The 15,272-nt window shown below is 62.8% G+C and carries 15 protein-coding genes; 10 read left to right on the forward strand and 5 right to left on the reverse strand.

Features of this window, described 5'->3' with window-relative positions; genetic code table 11:
• Positions 1 to 146 precede the first annotated feature (146 nt).
• The gene (locus Q2941_RS12585; protein ID WP_371933074.1) at positions 147 to 272 is read right to left on the reverse strand and encodes a hypothetical protein; all 126 of its coding nucleotides are present in this window, start codon (positions 270 to 272) and stop codon (positions 147 to 149) included.
• A gap of 451 nt (positions 273 to 723) precedes the next feature.
• Here Q2941_RS12585 and Q2941_RS12590 point away from each other — a divergent pair, with 451 nt between their 5' ends.
• The 7 genes from Q2941_RS12590 (at position 724) to Q2941_RS12620 (ending at position 9,114) form a co-directional block, all read left to right on the forward strand.
• Positions 724 to 996, forward strand: a complete 273-nt coding sequence (locus Q2941_RS12590; protein WP_254112336.1) for a hypothetical protein — start codon at positions 724 to 726, stop codon at positions 994 to 996.
• A 112-nt stretch (positions 997 to 1,108) separates the two neighbouring features.
• Complete coding sequence (locus tag Q2941_RS12595; protein WP_254112335.1) at positions 1,109 to 1,393, forward strand: hypothetical protein; 285 nt, start codon at positions 1,109 to 1,111, stop codon at positions 1,391 to 1,393.
• Positions 1,394 to 1,860: 467 nt separating this feature from the next.
• Complete coding sequence (locus Q2941_RS12600; RefSeq protein WP_458192689.1) at positions 1,861 to 2,166, forward strand: hypothetical protein; 306 nt, start codon at positions 1,861 to 1,863, stop codon at positions 2,164 to 2,166.
• Between the two features lie 1,069 nt (positions 2,167 to 3,235).
• Positions 3,236 to 3,385 (forward strand): hypothetical protein, encoded by a 150-nt coding sequence (locus Q2941_RS12605; RefSeq protein ID WP_156944471.1) that lies wholly within the window; start codon positions 3,236 to 3,238, stop codon positions 3,383 to 3,385.
• A 907-nt stretch (positions 3,386 to 4,292) separates the two neighbouring features.
• The gene (locus Q2941_RS12610; RefSeq protein WP_458192690.1) at positions 4,293 to 7,673 is read left to right on the forward strand and encodes an autotransporter family protein; all 3,381 of its coding nucleotides are present in this window, start codon (positions 4,293 to 4,295) and stop codon (positions 7,671 to 7,673) included.
• A gap of 405 nt (positions 7,674 to 8,078) precedes the next feature.
• Entirely contained in the window at positions 8,079 to 8,645 is a 567-nt protein-coding gene (locus tag Q2941_RS12615) for a hypothetical protein (RefSeq protein ID WP_027524649.1), read from the forward strand.
• Positions 8,646 to 8,844: 199 nt separating this feature from the next.
• Positions 8,845 to 9,114: a hypothetical protein gene (locus tag Q2941_RS12620; RefSeq protein WP_051389859.1), complete on the forward strand. Its 270-nt coding sequence runs from the start codon at positions 8,845 to 8,847 to the stop codon at positions 9,112 to 9,114.
• On the opposite strand, the gene Q2941_RS12625 is transcribed toward Q2941_RS12620, so the two are convergent.
• Positions 9,111 to 9,422, reverse strand: coding sequence for a hypothetical protein (locus Q2941_RS12625; RefSeq protein WP_156944469.1), 312 nt, complete (start codon positions 9,420 to 9,422; stop codon positions 9,111 to 9,113). The two genes, Q2941_RS12620 and Q2941_RS12625, sit on opposite strands and share 4 nt — an antisense overlap.
• Before the next feature lie 222 nt (positions 9,423 to 9,644).
• Here Q2941_RS12625 and Q2941_RS12630 point away from each other — a divergent pair, with 222 nt between their 5' ends.
• The 3 genes from Q2941_RS12630 (at position 9,645) to Q2941_RS12640 (ending at position 12,645) form a co-directional block, all read left to right on the forward strand.
• Positions 9,645 to 10,676: a PrsW family intramembrane metalloprotease gene (locus Q2941_RS12630; RefSeq protein WP_027524647.1), complete on the forward strand. Its 1,032-nt coding sequence runs from the start codon at positions 9,645 to 9,647 to the stop codon at positions 10,674 to 10,676.
• Between the two features lie 72 nt (positions 10,677 to 10,748).
• The gene (locus Q2941_RS12635; protein WP_027524646.1) at positions 10,749 to 11,327 is read left to right on the forward strand and encodes an HdeD family acid-resistance protein; all 579 of its coding nucleotides are present in this window, start codon (positions 10,749 to 10,751) and stop codon (positions 11,325 to 11,327) included.
• A 232-nt stretch (positions 11,328 to 11,559) separates the two neighbouring features.
• Positions 11,560 to 12,645, forward strand: coding sequence for a 3-deoxy-7-phosphoheptulonate synthase (locus Q2941_RS12640; protein WP_458192691.1), 1,086 nt, complete (start codon positions 11,560 to 11,562; stop codon positions 12,643 to 12,645).
• Positions 12,646 to 12,698: 53 nt separating this feature from the next.
• Here Q2941_RS12640 and Q2941_RS12645 read toward each other — a convergent pair whose 3' ends face one another.
• The 3 genes from Q2941_RS12645 to epmA are packed head-to-tail and all read right to left on the reverse strand — an operon-like array spanning position 12,699 to position 15,141.
• Positions 12,699 to 12,950, reverse strand: coding sequence for a hypothetical protein (locus tag Q2941_RS12645; protein WP_027524644.1), 252 nt, complete (start codon positions 12,948 to 12,950; stop codon positions 12,699 to 12,701).
• Between the two features lie 47 nt (positions 12,951 to 12,997).
• On the reverse strand, positions 12,998 to 14,092 hold the full coding sequence (locus Q2941_RS12650) for a lysine-2,3-aminomutase-like protein (RefSeq protein WP_254112328.1): 1,095 nt from the start codon (positions 14,090 to 14,092) through the stop codon (positions 12,998 to 13,000).
• Complete coding sequence (epmA, locus tag Q2941_RS12655; protein WP_027524642.1) at positions 14,089 to 15,141, reverse strand: EF-P lysine aminoacylase EpmA; 1,053 nt, start codon at positions 15,139 to 15,141, stop codon at positions 14,089 to 14,091. The genes Q2941_RS12650 and epmA overlap by 4 nt, the downstream gene beginning before the upstream one ends.
• Positions 15,142 to 15,272 lie beyond the last annotated feature (131 nt).

Genomic DNA, 15,272 nt, shown 5'->3' on the forward strand with positions numbered 1-15,272 from the left:
AACGGACCTCCGCCTCAGCCAACCATGCCCGCCGTACGTCACGCCATCGTCGATCTCATCCTTCGGCCGCCGTCTCAGCGGTGCCCATACTGCCGAAAACAAATCCTTGAAAAACACTGGCGCAAATAGATTCTGCCAAAGTAGTGCTAGTCGAGATCGCCGCCGGCATCGAAGCCGTCCAAGACGGCCGCATTCATATCGAGAAGATCAACGCCCCGTTCCTCTATACGCTGAAGGCCAGCGGCGAAGAGTTTGGCGCCGGCATCAATCATGCAATCGAACGCGGCTGGCTCGAGCTGCGCGAGAGGCGGGACCTATGTGCGGTTGCTGAAACCAGAAGTCGACTGACGTGGTCTCCGGTTTGAATCATCTCTCATGTAGGCGGAGAGGCGATCAAGCTGGGTCCCGAGACCGGCAAAACTTCGCGCGATATTCGTGAGCATGGCGGCACACTCTTTCGAGATTTCAGGCTGCCGAGCGCGGGATCTGTATTCGTCGGCAAGTGCTTGGCATTCTGCGGCTGTCAGCATGAAAGACTCCTGGACGCTTCAAGAACGCAACAAATGCTTGGAGATGCCCCGGTTCCTATTTTTCCCGATGAGCGATGTCCGGCTCTTAGCGACCCCTGGCGAAACAGGTCCGCGCCAGCCATCCTTTTGCAGCACACCGCGAGTTGAGTAAAATTGGCCTTTAGGGCAATCGAACCCGCCGGTCGGTGCACTTGTGAACACAGAGCTGGCCACGCTGCGCAATGCCGGCGAATACATTGCCGAGCTGCCGAAGGCCGTGCACGATCGCCCGGAATGGCAGGCCGCGATGGAGGCGCTGATCCTGGTCGCTGAGAAAGGCGGTCCGACGATGCTTGCTCGCATCGGCATTGTGCGAGCCTTGAACAGCGGTAAGAAGCGAGGCCCGGCATTGGAGGCAAATCCGAACCGGACCTCGCAGCCGCCAACCCCGCGGGGGAATCGACGACGACGACAGATTGCACGATAGGCTGACATACGCCTTACGCCCCGCCAGCGTGAGAACCGGCTCGGCAACGGTTGAATTGCCAGTGTGCTCCGCCCTCCATGCGCCGTTGATGGCGCCGTTGAGAGACGTGTACGTGACGGCCGCCCGCATGATCTCGGACGTCCGATCCTGCCCGCTTGATGGCATCGCGCATGAAGCCGCTGAAGCCGTCGACCGTGAACTGCTTCCCGAACTCGGTGGTGATGACGCAGACATGCTTGCGCGGCGTCGCCGCCAGCGCTTTTTGCAGATCCTCACTGATATCCACCCCGCGCTCGCGCCCTGGCGCTCCGCGCTGTGGATAAGCGGACGTCATGCGCCTGAGTGTGGCCGAAGGGCGACGGTGCTGGGTGCTCACTTCTACTACCCTAATCTGTGATTCAGAATGTCGACGGGGACTAAGATGCGACGCGACACTGACTTCGCTGCCGAACGAAAGCGGCTCCTCGAGCAGGCCGCTGCGGCGCGCCTGCGCGCACATTCGGTTGCCCCGGGCGCGGAGCGAGACCGACTGATACGCCAGGCTAGGACCTGCGAGATCGGCGCGAACGGAAATGCTCGACCGACGTCGGACGACGCCCGGCTCCCGAACTAACTTGCGGCGCCAAATCGAGAACGAGGCCGCGCTCGCAGTTGGCGGGTAAACGAAACGGGCCGCCATGGCGACCTGTCAGAAGTGCCGTCAAGCTAACTTCACACACGGTCGTCGAGAGGATCGCAAGCGCCTAGTGGCGGTCAGTGACCAAAATAACCGGCGCCGATTCCTGGACGGGCTTGCGATTGCCCTCATCGGAAGCAACACTCGTGGGCTGGGCCGCAGCGCCTTGTGAGGCCTCCTGCCGACGCATGAGCGACGCGCGCTGGGTGGCTGCAATCAAGGCGAAAAAGGAACTTTTCACAAATCCGCCGGTTTTCTTTTTGGGGCAGGCCGACCGGAGGTTTGCCATGCTCAAGGCACTCATTGTGGGAGCTATCGCCATCGGCCTAAGCGTCGCTCCAACAGCCACAAGCGCCATGTCGACGGCCCATCAGACGACCCACAAAGTTCACCATGCAGGGAAGAAGATGGCGCCAGGCACGACGACCGGCATGTCGACTGGAACGACGACCGGAAATGCGGCCAGCGGTGCAAAGGCCAAGTCAGGATACTAAGGCCAGGTCAGGGTACCGCGCACAAGGGAGTGCGTGTCATGCGCCTTCAGACATTCAGGGACGACCACCACTCCAGACACTTCGACTTGATCGGTGGAAAACGACACCCCTGGTCAATTGATCTAGTCACCCTAACGGCGGCGAGCATCCTGGCGGCAGGCTTCACGTGTGCCCTCGTGGCTCTATGGCTCCGCTAGCGACGCGGAGTTGGCTCGAAAAAAATCTGAGGCGGGCGTGCCTGTATTGGAAGATGTCCCAGGCGCGGTAAGGTGCGCAGACGGCGCTTGAGGCGCCGCCTGCGTTAAGAGCGCGCGTTACTGAGGGGTGATGGTACCGATCGGGCCGTACCCTCCAGGGATGACCGGGCCGGCCCCCAAGAGCCCCAGCAAGGGCGGCGGGATGGGGATGGATGGCACAACGGCCGGGCCAGGGGTGAAATCCCTATAGATGCCACCGCTAACCTCATCGAGATCGCCGATGGATAGTTCGTGAAGTTCGTTGCTCATTCTCGCTCCTGCAATGGTTTAGGAAGAGAAGAGTGTGGCTCTCTTGGGTTCGTTCGCGCCGTGACCCACGTCACACCTAGGCGCCCGGAGGCCGAAAAGGAGCGCGACGGCGCGCGGCGTTCCGCGGTCGTCATACCGGAGGTTCGCACGCGCGCGAGTGTGGACTCGCCTGTGTCCGGTCGAGACCGGGAAATCCCGAATGGGACCTTTGAGACGTCGTGAGCGTTGAGGTCTCCAAGCCAGGGCAGGATCGTGAACCCGGAGTTCCGGTCGTGAGTACGGTCCCTCTAGAACTTGAAAGGCGGTCCGCGCAGCGGTGGGCTGCCAGATTTGAACGGCCCATTTCACCAGCGCAGCAACAACGCCAGCCCGACAGCGACAGTCCGCAGGTTCTCGCTGCCCCAAAGCAAAAAAAGTCACCTGCCAAGATGAAGCTGCGACGCATGGCGAACCCGCCGGCCTAGGAGTTGGCGGGCAGTTTTTCGTTCACCGCCTGAGCTCCTCAATGATGTGCTGATCCCGCCCGATAGCCGCGGATCAGACTCCGGCCCTGGAGTGGCATCATGACGCAGAACTTCGTAATCGTGTGTGTCGTCGCTGCTTTGATTGTCATGGGCTTGCTTGCCTTCGTCCACGAGCGGCATGGAGAGTGCCTGCACGGGCGCCTGGTCAAAACCCATATGCCCTGCGGATCGGTCAGCCCGTCAATATAGGACGCGGAACCGAAGCGGCGCCGCCTGGAAAACGCGGGAACGTCGGGCCCTACTGCGCATTCAAACGGGATGAGGCAGCTAGCTTTCGGCCAGGCTGCTTTAGGCGGCTCGCTGATCCTCTTCGTCCTGTGGTTGGGACATCACGAGCAAGAGGCAGCCGTCGAGCGGCTGGAGCGCTACGAGTTCCCCCATACCGACCGGTGATCCGCCGGCTCGAGCGCGGCATCGCGGTGTGCGTCTCCGATGACCTCAGCTCGTCCCGGCGATCTCGTAAGGTTGCGCATCGGACAGTTCCGTCAACGGGGTCGCTCCCACATCGAAGTCTTTCTCTCCTTCGCCCGTGCGCTCGCAAGGGTTCTTTCGGACCTTGCATGCTCAAAGCAAGCATTAGCTCAAGGGCAGTGCGCCGCTGATCGTTGCAACCAGGACCGCACCTCTAGCGGGCAATTGTCTTTAAGGACAATTGCACGCTCTGGGTTTATCGTCTTGTATGAGCGTGCCTATCGGCAATCCGACAGGCCTCACAAGCAACGGTCCCGTAGTTGCCGGATCGTTGCTGGGGATTATGACCACAAATCACGGATGGCGTCGCGCGGGGACAAGGAGACGTGCACGACTTCATTGACGATTGTGGCGTCGGCTTACAGTCAGGCTGGGGAGCTTGAATTTAAGCGTCATGCTGATCGTGTGACGCAACGATTGTGTTTGCGTTCCAACCAAACGGGACGGCGCGCCTTTTTCATTTGCTTGTATCACCTCGGTGGGGAAAGCGATGAAGCATGGATTCGCGGCCGTCGGCGCTTGTTTATCGGACCCACAAGTCTGGAACGCCATAAAGCGTCGAGATCACCATTCGGTTGCGACCGTCGCGCTCCACCGACTGGTTCGTGATTTCGACTCGTATCGATTGCTACGCTATCGGCTGCTATCAACCGTTTCGTTAGCCGCCATTGTAACTGCCGTCGCCGCATTCGATGCGGGACTGTCGCCAGCGCTGGCGCAGTGCGCGGGTCCCGCGAGCAACACGATCTGTACGCTGGGCGGCAACCCCTATTCCGGCGGCATCAACGTCGATACCAATAACGGCCTGGGCGGCACCCCCATCGGCCTCACACTTCTACCCGGCGTCAATGTCGTCATCCCCGCCGGCGCAGGCAGCGTTAACGCCGTGAACGCCGCTAACTCAACGGGCGTAACTTCGGGCAGTGCCAACATCACCATCACTACGGATAGTGTGACCATCAACAATACGGCCAATCCTCTTACGGCTAACAACACCGGATTGCGGATCCAGTCGAGCGGCGACGCGATCATCAGCGCAACGAACACGACGATTGACGTGGCCGGCACCGCAAGTGAGGACGCGATCGTTGCGTTCGCAATGCCAAACCTGACGGGGATCCCACATCTGGCGAGCGTAACCTGGAGCGGCGGGAGCCTAACCTCTAGCGGAACCGAGGCGACTGGCATCCAGGCCGATAACCGCGGAATAGGAAACGCCGCAATAGTTGCTTCCGGCAATATCACGGGCACGCCGGGTGTAGGTGGGGCCGGTTTTTACGGCTTGATCGCTCATGCCGGTGACTCCCTGCTTGTCCCGTCGGGAGCCGGCGATGCGTCGGTGACATACAATAGTGGCACGATCAACGTGTTTGGAAACAAGCCTCGTGGCATCGTCGTATGGGCCGAGGGCGACGGCTCGGCATCGGTCACCACCAGTCCTGGCACCGTCATAACCGTCAGTGGCGCGAACCCCGGGGACGGCAGCCCTACTCAACCTGTGAAGGCGGGCATCGCTGTCCAGTTGGATTCGGCCACCGCAGCAAACGGACGGTCGCTAACTGCGACCGTAGCATCGACCATCATGAGCTTCGGGACCGCGGTCCCCGATTCGAATATTTTCAACGATCCCGTAGGTATCCGAACCATCAGTTACGCCGACGCGCCAACCACGGTGACCTACACCGGCCCCGGCATTACCACCCAGGGCGGTGGCGGCGCCGGCATCGTTGCCCTTTCCGGCAGTGGCAGCATCACCATCAATGCCACCGGGCCGATCGACACGACGAATAGCTCCAATGCTGTTGGCATATTGGCTGACAGTGGCACGATACTCGCTAGAAACAGCGGGCTACTCACCGATACCCAGACTTTGCACGGGCCGGTTGCGCGCTCCACAACGACAGGACATGTCGAGGTCAACGCGGCCAACGTATCGACGCCGGGACAGTTCGGTACCGCAATCAGCGCAACGAGCGGCAGCGGTGGCGTGACGGTCAACATCGCGCAAGGCGGATCGATCATGGGCGGCTGGCAGGCCGACCTGACCGGTGTCGGGCCGATTTGGGGCTTGCAGGCCACCGGTGTTTTCCTCAGCTCCGCAGGTGGGCTCGCGACCCTGACCAATGACGGGAGCATAAGCGCACTGTCTGATCGCGCCGTTGCCGGCGATCCGATCATCATCAACAACGGCACCATCACCGGTTTTGTCCAGCTCGCGGGCGTGAACGATGTCACCAACAACGGCATCTTCAACTTGCGCCATTTCGCCGACACCAATGGCGACGGAGTTCGCGACACGTTGCGTGTCGCGGTTTCAGATCTTGGTGGCAGTCCCAGTACCTTCACCAATAGCGGAACGTTGGCGTTGCTGGGCGGTCCTGGGGCGACCACCCTCGATGCCGCCGGCCAGTATTTGCCGCTGGGACTGAATTTCAATGCGATGGCGCTCGGCGGCCCCGTGCAGGGCCAGATTCTCGGGGCGACCAGCTTCACCAATTCCGGCATCATCGATCTGCAGGCCAATCCCGTTCCCGGTGACGTGTTGCTGATTTCGGGTGGCCATACGCCCGGCATGAGCGGTGGCGGTACATTCATCGCGAATGGCGGCCAGCTTCTGCTCGACACCGTGCTGAATGAGGGCGGCGCCAACTCGCACTCCGACGTGCTCGTGGTCGATGGCACCTCGCTTGGCGCTGGCGGTGCGACGCGGCTCTTTGCCAAGAATGCTGGCGGCGCTGGTGCGCTGACGGTCAACGACGGCATCCTGGTTGTGCAGGCACTTGATCCCGGCCGTTCAGCCGGCGGCGTCTTCACGCTCGGCGCGCCCGCCGTCGCCGGCCCTTACGAATACACCCTGTTCCTGGGCGGTGTCGGCGCCGATGCAGGAAACGGCAACTGGTACCTGCGCTCGACGCTGAACTGCACGCTGGCCCCGAACTTGCCAGAATGTCAGACACCGGTTCCGCCCATTCCACCGACGCCGACGACCCCAAACTTCCGCATCGAGACCTCGCTCTATGCGGCGATCCCGTCGATGGCGCTCCTGTATGGCCGCAATCTGCTCGATACGCTGCACGAGCGCGTCGGAGAGGAGTTCGATCCAAGCGCGGCCTCGGCCGGATACTACAAGGCTGCCCCGCTCACTCCCGGCTCACCGTATCTTGGCTGGGGTCGGATCATCGGCGTCAACGGTACGCAGCACGGCGACAGCTTCGGCGTGTTGAGTGGTGGCACCGGCGGTCCGCGCTTTGAATACCAATTCCTGGGGCTGCAGGCGGGCATGGATTTCCTCCGCCAAGACCGACCCGATGGTTCGCGCGATCACGCCGGTGGCTATTTCGCAATCGGCGGCAACCAGGGGCAGGTCACCCATTTCGACAGCAGAGAAGGCAATAGCGACTTCGCTGCCTACACGCTCGGCGGCTACTGGACTCATTTCGGGCCGACCGGCTGGTACCTTGATGCGATCCTGCAGGGCACCTTCTACGACATCAACTCGACGGCCAACCGCGGCCTGCCGACATTGAAGACTCAAGGCCAGGGTTTGGCCGCCTCACTCGAGGGCGGCTATCCCTTCAAGTTCGCCGGCGGCTGGTTCATCGAACCGCAGGCGCAGCTGATCTATCAGAACATCAACATCCATGACGCCTCCGACATCGCGGCCCGGGTCCGCTTTGCCGACGTCGATTCGCTCGCCGCTCGAGTCGGCGCGAGGTTTGGTCGCACATGGGCGCTTGACGGGTTCGCGCAGCAGGCGATTACCGCCTGGATCCGGCCAAATCTCTGGAATGAATTCCGCGGCAACCCGGTCACATCGTTCTCTTCGGAAACCGGCTTCATTCCGTTCTTTGCTGATCTCGGCGGTCTCTGGGGCGAGATCAATGTCGGCGTCAGCGCGCAGGTGAGATCGAATACGACGCTCTATGCCAACGCGTCCTACCAGAGCCGGTTTGACGGCGGCGGATTCGCCTACACCGGCAAGGCCGGATTGCGGGTAAATTGGTGACGAAGGTTGCCATCTTCGAAATCAGCACGGCTCCCTGGCGAGGGAAAGGAACGCCTTCGCGTTGGGGACGTGCAAAAAAGCTACTAGAAAGCAGTGAAATTTGCTTTCCCAGTACGCTTAAACCCATTGATTTTGAATGGAACATCGACGCCACTAGGCAGCCCTAGCGTCGGACTTGCTGAAACCAACGTATAGCTATCGGAGTACCGCAAATTCCGGCCTATCAGTCGGCATGAGGAACGAAACCATCTGGATCATCGTCCCCGCTATCGGTTTCGCCATTTTTTTGGCGACGATCGTCCTGCTCATCGGCCGGTGATGCCAAGGCTCCGGCCGCCAAACCGTGATCTCGTCCGGACTGTCTCAGATCTGAAAATGTATTAGAGTTCGACGAGAGGATATTTCATGCCGCTTTCCGTCGATCACGTCCGTCTTCGTCCGGTCGAACCGCGCCATGCAGCGGCCTTCTGTTTCGCGCTGCTAACCGCCTCATGCGCGCTTGCGAGCTTTGCGCTCGCCTGCGCGACGCCCTTTGCGGCGTTCGCGGTCATTGCCGCGGCAGCACTGCCGCAACGCCCGGCGCTGCTTGTCATCACCGGTGCGTGGCTCGTCAACCAAACCATCGGATTCGCCGCGCTTCACTATCCGATCGATGCAAGCACGATGGCCTGGGGTGTTGCGATCGGCGCCGCCGCGCTGGCTGCGACCGCGGCAGCATCGGCTGTGCTCCAACATCTCTCCTTGAAGAGCACGCCGCTCGTGCTCGCCATTGCCCTGCTGTGCGCCTACGGCGCGTACGAGCTCATGCTGTTCGCTGTCACGCCTCTCCTTGGCGGAGCCGGTGCCTTCACGACGTCGGTCGTGGCGCGCCTCGGACTGCTCAACATCGCGTGGCTGATCGGCCTCCTTGCCACCTGCGAAATCGTTCGACTGATCGCCTCTGTCCATCGCGATCATGCGCTTTCGCGTTGAAGGACCATGGAGCGGCCTCGGACGCGCGAGCAACCTCGACAGCTGGCTGATCTCGCCCTGGCCGGCCGCCTGCGCCGTCCCGCCTTAACCGCGTTCGACTGATCGCCTTGTCTTGGCCCAAATTGCCGAGGCAAACTGCTGACGACCGTGCCTTGTGCGCGGCCTTCGCTGTCATTGCTCGCTTGCGATCGGAGACCGAATGGCTGTCAACAAGATCACCTGGGAACGCGTCGGCCGGGTCACCGAGCCCGGACGCTACATGTACACGTTCGGCTGGCTGACGATCACGGAGGGGGACATCCAGGTCTGGCAGCAGTACCCAGACGCTGCCTTCACGCTCCTGGCGCAAGCGCCGTCGGCCGATGCGGTCGGCGATGAATTCCATCTCGGCGCGTTCGACATCGCTCCCGACGCTCAACCAGCTTCCGATGGCGGATATGCGGGTGCGGCGACAGGCGGGCTTCACTAGTAGCGCGTCTGCCCCAGGTGCAGGGCGCCGCGGGGAACAGATGGCATAGGTGGTGCTTTGTCAGGGGCATGAACCATCTTGCCGCTCCCGATCAGGCCTTCCTGTTGCTGCTCATCGTCGTCTTCCTGGGCTCTTGTTGTGTGCGGCTCTTCTGGCAGCTCGAGCAGGCCCGCGCACACCGCAACCAACCGCCGCAGCGGCGATAGGTGCTTGAGGGCGACCACCGGCTGCCCGGTTTTCGCGATTTCGCTTATGGACACGCGGTCCGAACGCGCGCATCGTGGAGCTAAGAAACGCTCTGAATCCATTGATTTTTCTGACTAATCACCGCTCACGCGCGCCGTTCTTGATGTAGAAATCGAGCGGAGATGGTTATGCGTTTGATCGCGCAGGCCTTTCGATCGAGATGCCGAGCATGCATGAACGGCAGCTGTCGGGACCGTTAAGCGTTGCGACAGCAGACGCATGACACATCGTCGCATCGCTTCAAGTGGATAAGCTGACCGAGGGAACCTATTGTCCAGCCGATGATGACACTGCTTGAAGCATTGCCGACCGTAATCGGGACGGCCGCCGTCGCACCGGCTTTGTTGATGCTCTGGCTCGTCATCGCGGCCGAGGAGCGTCCCGGCCCGCCGGCCCAGGTCTGGACTGCCTTCCTGCTCGGTGCGGCCAGCATTTCGCTGCTGGGGCTCGCCCGCGCGCCGTTCGCCAAGATGGTCGCAGCCCCCGACGATCCCTGGGCCGCGCTGGCCATGCATTCGATCTTCGGCGTGGCGCTGCCGGAGGAAGCGGTGAAGGTCATCGCCATCGTTCTGGTGTCCTCGACCAAGCGGCGGACCTTTGCCAATCCGATGGACACGGTGGTCTATGGCGCCGCCGTCGGGCTCGGCTTTGCCGCCTACGAAAACCTCGCCTATCTCGTGCAACATGCCGACATGTGGCGTTCGCTCGCGGCCCTGCGCAGCGTGCTCACGGTGCCCTTCCACGGCGCACTCGGCATCATTGCCGGAGCCTATCTCGCCATCGCCCGCTCGGGCACAGCGCTCGGCGCGCACCGCCATCATCGCGACTGGGCGCGTTTCTCGAGCCGCGTGCTGATGCTGATGGGCCCGCTCGCACTGCATGCGAGCTTCGATTTTCCGCTGCTGACCTTGCAGCGGATGCCCGACCTCGATCCGAATGTGCGGATGTGGCTCGGCGCGGCGAGCCTTCTGATCGGCTTCAGCTCGATCGCTTTCGCTATCCGCCTGGTGCGGCGCGTCGCGCGCCACCACGCACCGCGCACCGAGGTTGCGCGCGAGCGCCTCAGCCAGCTTCGGCGCATGTGGGCGCTGCTGGTGATCGGCGGCGGCGTCGGCTTTGTCGGCCTCGCCTTCGTGCTGACCTCGATCCATCACTGGCTGGTCAACCCCGATCACAACGTGACGCTGGTGCTGATCCCCATCGGTCTGACCTCGATCCTGCTCGGTATCGCCCTACTGGTTGTCACAACGGCGATCTACGTTCTCGGCCGCAACCGCATCCGCACCAGCGCGGAAGGATTTTCATCCGCGCCCTGAGGCGGGTGGTCACGGCGGAACGCGCAGACTAGAGTGAACTGCAAAGTCCTTCCTTCAGGCCTGGAGGCTTCCATGACGTCGCCCGAGGAATTTGCGCGCCTGCAGTCCGCCATGAGCCGAGCGGTCAAGGCGCATTGGAAAGCCTTCCTGTTCGAAGGCATCCTGCTTGTCATTCTCGGCATCGCCGCGCTGATCTTGCCGCCGCTCGCAAGCCTCGCGATCACGATCTTCCTCGGCTGGATGTTCCTGATCAGCGGCATCGGCGGGCTGGTTGTGACCTTCTGGGCGCGCAACATGCCGGGCTTCTGGTGGTCGCTGATCTCGGCGGCGCTGGCCGTGCTCGCCGGCATGGTCCTGCTGGCGCGGCCGATGCAGGCGGTGCTGACGCTGACGATCGTGCTCGGGGCGTATTTCCTCGCCGAGGGCGTCGCCACAATCATGTATGCGCTGGAGCATCGCCGCGAGCTGACCGGCCGCTGGTCGTGGCTCCTGATCTCCGGCCTCGTCGACATCGTGATCTCGTTCCTGGTCATCACGGGCCTGCCGAGCTCGGCGGAATGGGCGATCGGTATCCTCGTCGGGGTCAACCTCCTGTTCGGCGGCGCCACGCTGATCGGCATCTCGCTTGCGGCACGCAACAGCAACACTTGAGCGGCGCGTTGGCTCCCCCTTGTTTGGGGGTGACAAGCCCCAAATGCTGCGCTATAGAGCGCGCCATGATCACCTTCGCCACCAGCTATTTTTGGTACTTTAGCTACGACAGCTCGCTGGCGGCGGGAGTATCGCGCTCAATCTGACACATTGCAGCAAGACATCCGAACAGCCGCCAGACCTGGCGGCTTTTTTATTGGCCGGCAGGTTCTCTAACAAACAGGAGCCCGCCGTGCTGAGCACGACCGACGATCTTCGTATCCGCGAACTGAAAGAGCTGAGCACGCCGGAAGAGGTGATGCGGGAAATCCCGCGCACGCTCACTGCAACCCGCGTGGTGATGGCGGCGCGCAACGCAATCCACGCCATCCTCAATGGCCAGGACGACCGCCTTCTGGTCGTGGTCGGCCCCTGCTCCGTGCATGATCCCAAGGCTGCGATCGACTACGCCGAGAAGCTCGCACGACTGCGCGAGGATCTCGCCGACCAGCTCGAGATCGTGATGCGGGTCTATTTCGAGAAGCCGCGCACCACCGTCGGCTGGAAGGGTCTGATCAACGATCCCGACCTCGATGGCAGCTTCGACATCAACAAGGGTCTGCGACTTGCACGCAACGTGCTGTCCGCGGTGAACAATCTGGGCCTGCCGGCAGGCGCTGAATTTCTCGACATGACGACGCCGCAATACATCGCCGACCTCGTGTCCTGGGCCGCGATCGGCGCGCGCACGACTGAAAGCCAGATCCATCGCGAGCTGGCGTCGGGGCTGTCCTGCCCGGTCGGCTTCAAGAACGGCACCGACGGTAATGTCCGCATCGCTGCGGACGCGGTGAAGTCAGCCGCCCATCCGCACCATTTCATGGCGGTCACCAAGCGCGGCCGTTCGGCGATCGCGTCGACCGCAGGCAACGAGGACTGCCACATCATCCTGCGCGGCGGCAGCAAGCCGAACTACGACGCAGCGAGCGTTGCAGTGGCGTGCAACGAGCTCGCCAAGTCCGGCGTCGGGCCCCGCCTGATGGTGGATGCGAGCCACGCCAATTCGAGCAAGAAGCCGGAGAACCAGCCGCTCGTCACCGCCGACATCGCCGGCCAGATCGCAGGTGGCGAGAGCCGCATCATGGGTGTGATGATCGAGAGCAACCTCGTCGCCGGCCGCCAGGACGTGGTGCCGGGCAAGCCGCTCACTTACGGCCAGAGCATCACCGATGGCTGCATCGACTGGACGACGACGGCGAGCGTGCTCAAGCAGCTCGCCGACGCGGTCGAAATCCGGCGGAACACGCAGCGCTCCGGAGTCCATGAGCGCTCGGCGTAGACCAGGACCTCCCGGGCGGGGCGAGCTGTCACGCCCTGCCCGCGGAGAATAACCTAACACCCGCGGCAGATGCTCTTGATCTTCTTGTCGAGCGCCTGGTTTTCCTTGCTCAGGGGATCAGTGGGATCGCTGAGGTTCTTCTCGTTCGGCACGTCCGAGGCGCGCGGCTGGCGATGACCGACCGGCGCTGGCAGCACCGAGCCCGAGGTCGCCCCTCCCGATGAAGCCCCCTTGCTGCCGGTCTGGGCGATGGCCGCGCCATCGAGCAAGACCAGAAGCGACAGGGCCACGACGATTTTTCTCATTCTGCTCCTCCATCCCGAAACGTCGGCTCGTCCTTGCCTCCACCCGCTCAGCTCTCAGGCGGATAAAGATGAACGTCGCCGCAATAGTCGACGATACGATAGCGCGTTTCCGTTGCCGCATCACCTTTGGCGGGTGCGGTATTTTGCACCGCCAACACGTAATTCGGGCCAACCGGCGATTTGCCGGCGCCGCCGGGAAGATCGAGCACGAATTCCGGCTGGCACAGCCCCGACACCCGGCCGCGCAGCGCGCGCATCAATTCCTGCCCCTCCGCGAGCGTGGTGCGCAGATGCGCAGTGCCGGGCGCGAGATCGCCATGATGCAGGTAGTAAGGCTTGATCCGGCATTCGACGAAAGCGCGCATCAAGTCCGACAGAGCGGAGACGTTGTCATTGACCCCGCGCAGCAGCACGGACTGGCTCACCATGGGAATGCCGGCATCAACGAGGCGGGCGCAAACGGCGCGCGCCTTGTCCGTAAGCTCGCGGGCGTGGTTGGCGTGCAGTGCGACCCAGGTCGTGGCGCCCTTCACCTTCAAGGCGGCGACCATCTCGTCGCTGACACGATCGGGATCGGCCACCGGCACGCGGGTGTGCAGGCGGATGATCTTGACGTGATCGATCCCGGCGAGATCGGCCATGATCTCGCCCATCCGCCGCGGCGACAGCATCAGGGGATCGCCGCCGGTGAGGATTACCTCCCAGATCTGACTGTGCGCGCGGATATACGCGATCGCTGCGCGATAGGCGCTCTCCGACAGCGCGTTCTCCTTGCCGGGGCCGACCATCTCGCGGCGGAAGCAGAAGCGGCAATACACTGCGCAGACATGCACGAGCTTGAACAGCACCCGGTCGGGATAGCGATGCACGATGCCCGGGACCGGCGACCAGGCGTGATCGCCGATCGGGTCGGCATCTTCGCCCGGCTGCACCTCGAGTTCCGCAGCATTCGGAACGAATTGCCGCGCGATGGGATCATCGGAATCGGAGCTGTCGATCAGGCCGACGAGCTCGGGCGTGATCGCGACCGCGTAGCGCGAGGCGACGCGCTCGAGCGCCGCGAGTTCGGAGGCCGGCGCGAGGCCGTGCTCTACGAGCTCGGCCGGCTCGCGCAAGGTGCGTGCAAGATTGGTCTTCTTCATGTCTCACCTTGAGGCGGCGTCCATACCACCTGATCAATCCGTAATGCGCCGCTCGCCAGCATCACCAGCCGGTCGAAGCCGAGCGCCACGCCGCTCGCCTCCGGCATTTGGCCGACGGCGGCGAGAAAGTCCTCGTCCAGCGGATAGGCCTCGCCATAGCGCCGCTGCTTCTCTGCCATCGACAGTTGAAAGCGCCGGCGTTGCTCGTCGGCATCGGTCAATTCGCCAAAGCCGTTAGCAAGCTCCACCCCGCAGGCATAGACCTCGAACCGCTCGGCCACCCGTGGATCGTCCGCCTTCGCCCGTGCGAGCGCTGCCTCGGGAGATGGGTATTCGAACAAAATGGTCAAACGCCCCTGCCCCAGATGCGGCTCGACAAGCTCGACCAGGACCTTGCTGAAGATGTCCGACCAGGTGTCGTCCTCCGTGACCCTTACCTTCAGCCCTGCAGCAGCGGCGAGCGCATCGCGGTCGCCCTCGTCGCCCGAAATGGTCGACAGCAGGTCGATGCCTGCAAACTGCTCGAAAGCATGGGCAACCGTCAAAACCTCCGGCTCCGCAAAGGGGTCGGCGGTTCGGCCACGGAACGAGAACTGGCCGATCCCGGTCGCCTGCGCGGCTTGGGCGATCACCACGATGCAGTCGGCCATGATGGCGTCGTAGGGAGCGCCTGCGCGGTACCATTCCAGCATGGTGAATTCGGGCAGATGCAGGTCGCCCCGCTCCCGGTCGCGAAACACCCGCGCCAGCTCGAAAATTCGCGGCTCCCCGGCCGCGAGCAGCTTCTTGCAGGCGAATTCCGGCGAAGTCCGCAAATACCGCGTCACCCGGCTGCCGTCAGGGCGCATGATCCCGGTCCGGGGCGCGTGCAGATGGGTCTCATTGCCCGGCGAGACCTGCAAAACCGAGGTTTCCACCTCGACAAAGCCCTGCTCGGCGAAGAAGGCCCGGACGGCCGCCGTGATCGCCGCCCTTGCCTGGAGGAATGGTCGCCGGTCGAGGTGGCGATTGGGCGTCCAGAACGGGCTGCTGGGCTTGTCCCCAACCATTACCGGATCATCCCGGGGGGCAGCAAAACACTGGCATCCAACGGCAAAATCAGTATGTTGCGGCCCGAAACGGGCGCAGTGGCCCCATTTGAGGCCCCAAGTCCCCCCGAAATCAGACCATGTCCTGGCCG

The organism is Bradyrhizobium sp. UFLA05-153 (assembly GCF_054185185.1).

Excerpts from the sequence above, each read along its gene's own strand:
- Q2941_RS12615 (WP_027524649.1), top strand. The coding sequence starts at position 8,079 with ATGCCGCTTTCCGTCGATCACGTCCGTCTTCGTCCGGTCGAACCGCGC.
- Q2941_RS12625 (WP_156944469.1), bottom strand. The coding sequence starts at position 9,422 with ATGGATTCAGAGCGTTTCTTAGCTCCACGATGCGCGCGTTCGGACCGC.
- Q2941_RS12645 (WP_027524644.1), bottom strand. The coding sequence starts at position 12,950 with ATGAGAAAAATCGTCGTGGCCCTGTCGCTTCTGGTCTTGCTCGATGGC.
- Q2941_RS12585 (WP_371933074.1), bottom strand. The coding sequence starts at position 272 with ATGATTGATGCCGGCGCCAAACTCTTCGCCGCTGGCCTTCAGCGTATA.
- Q2941_RS12635 (WP_027524646.1), top strand. The coding sequence starts at position 10,749 with ATGACGTCGCCCGAGGAATTTGCGCGCCTGCAGTCCGCCATGAGCCGA.
- Q2941_RS12600 (WP_458192689.1), top strand. The coding sequence starts at position 1,861 with ATGAGCGACGCGCGCTGGGTGGCTGCAATCAAGGCGAAAAAGGAACTT.
- Q2941_RS12630 (WP_027524647.1), top strand. The coding sequence starts at position 9,645 with ATGACACTGCTTGAAGCATTGCCGACCGTAATCGGGACGGCCGCCGTC.
- Q2941_RS12605 (WP_156944471.1), top strand. The coding sequence starts at position 3,236 with ATGACGCAGAACTTCGTAATCGTGTGTGTCGTCGCTGCTTTGATTGTC.
- epmA (WP_027524642.1), bottom strand. The coding sequence starts at position 15,141 with ATGGTTGGGGACAAGCCCAGCAGCCCGTTCTGGACGCCCAATCGCCAC.
- Q2941_RS12650 (WP_254112328.1), bottom strand. The coding sequence starts at position 14,092 with ATGAAGAAGACCAATCTTGCACGCACCTTGCGCGAGCCGGCCGAGCTC.
- Q2941_RS12620 (WP_051389859.1), top strand. The coding sequence starts at position 8,845 with ATGGCTGTCAACAAGATCACCTGGGAACGCGTCGGCCGGGTCACCGAG.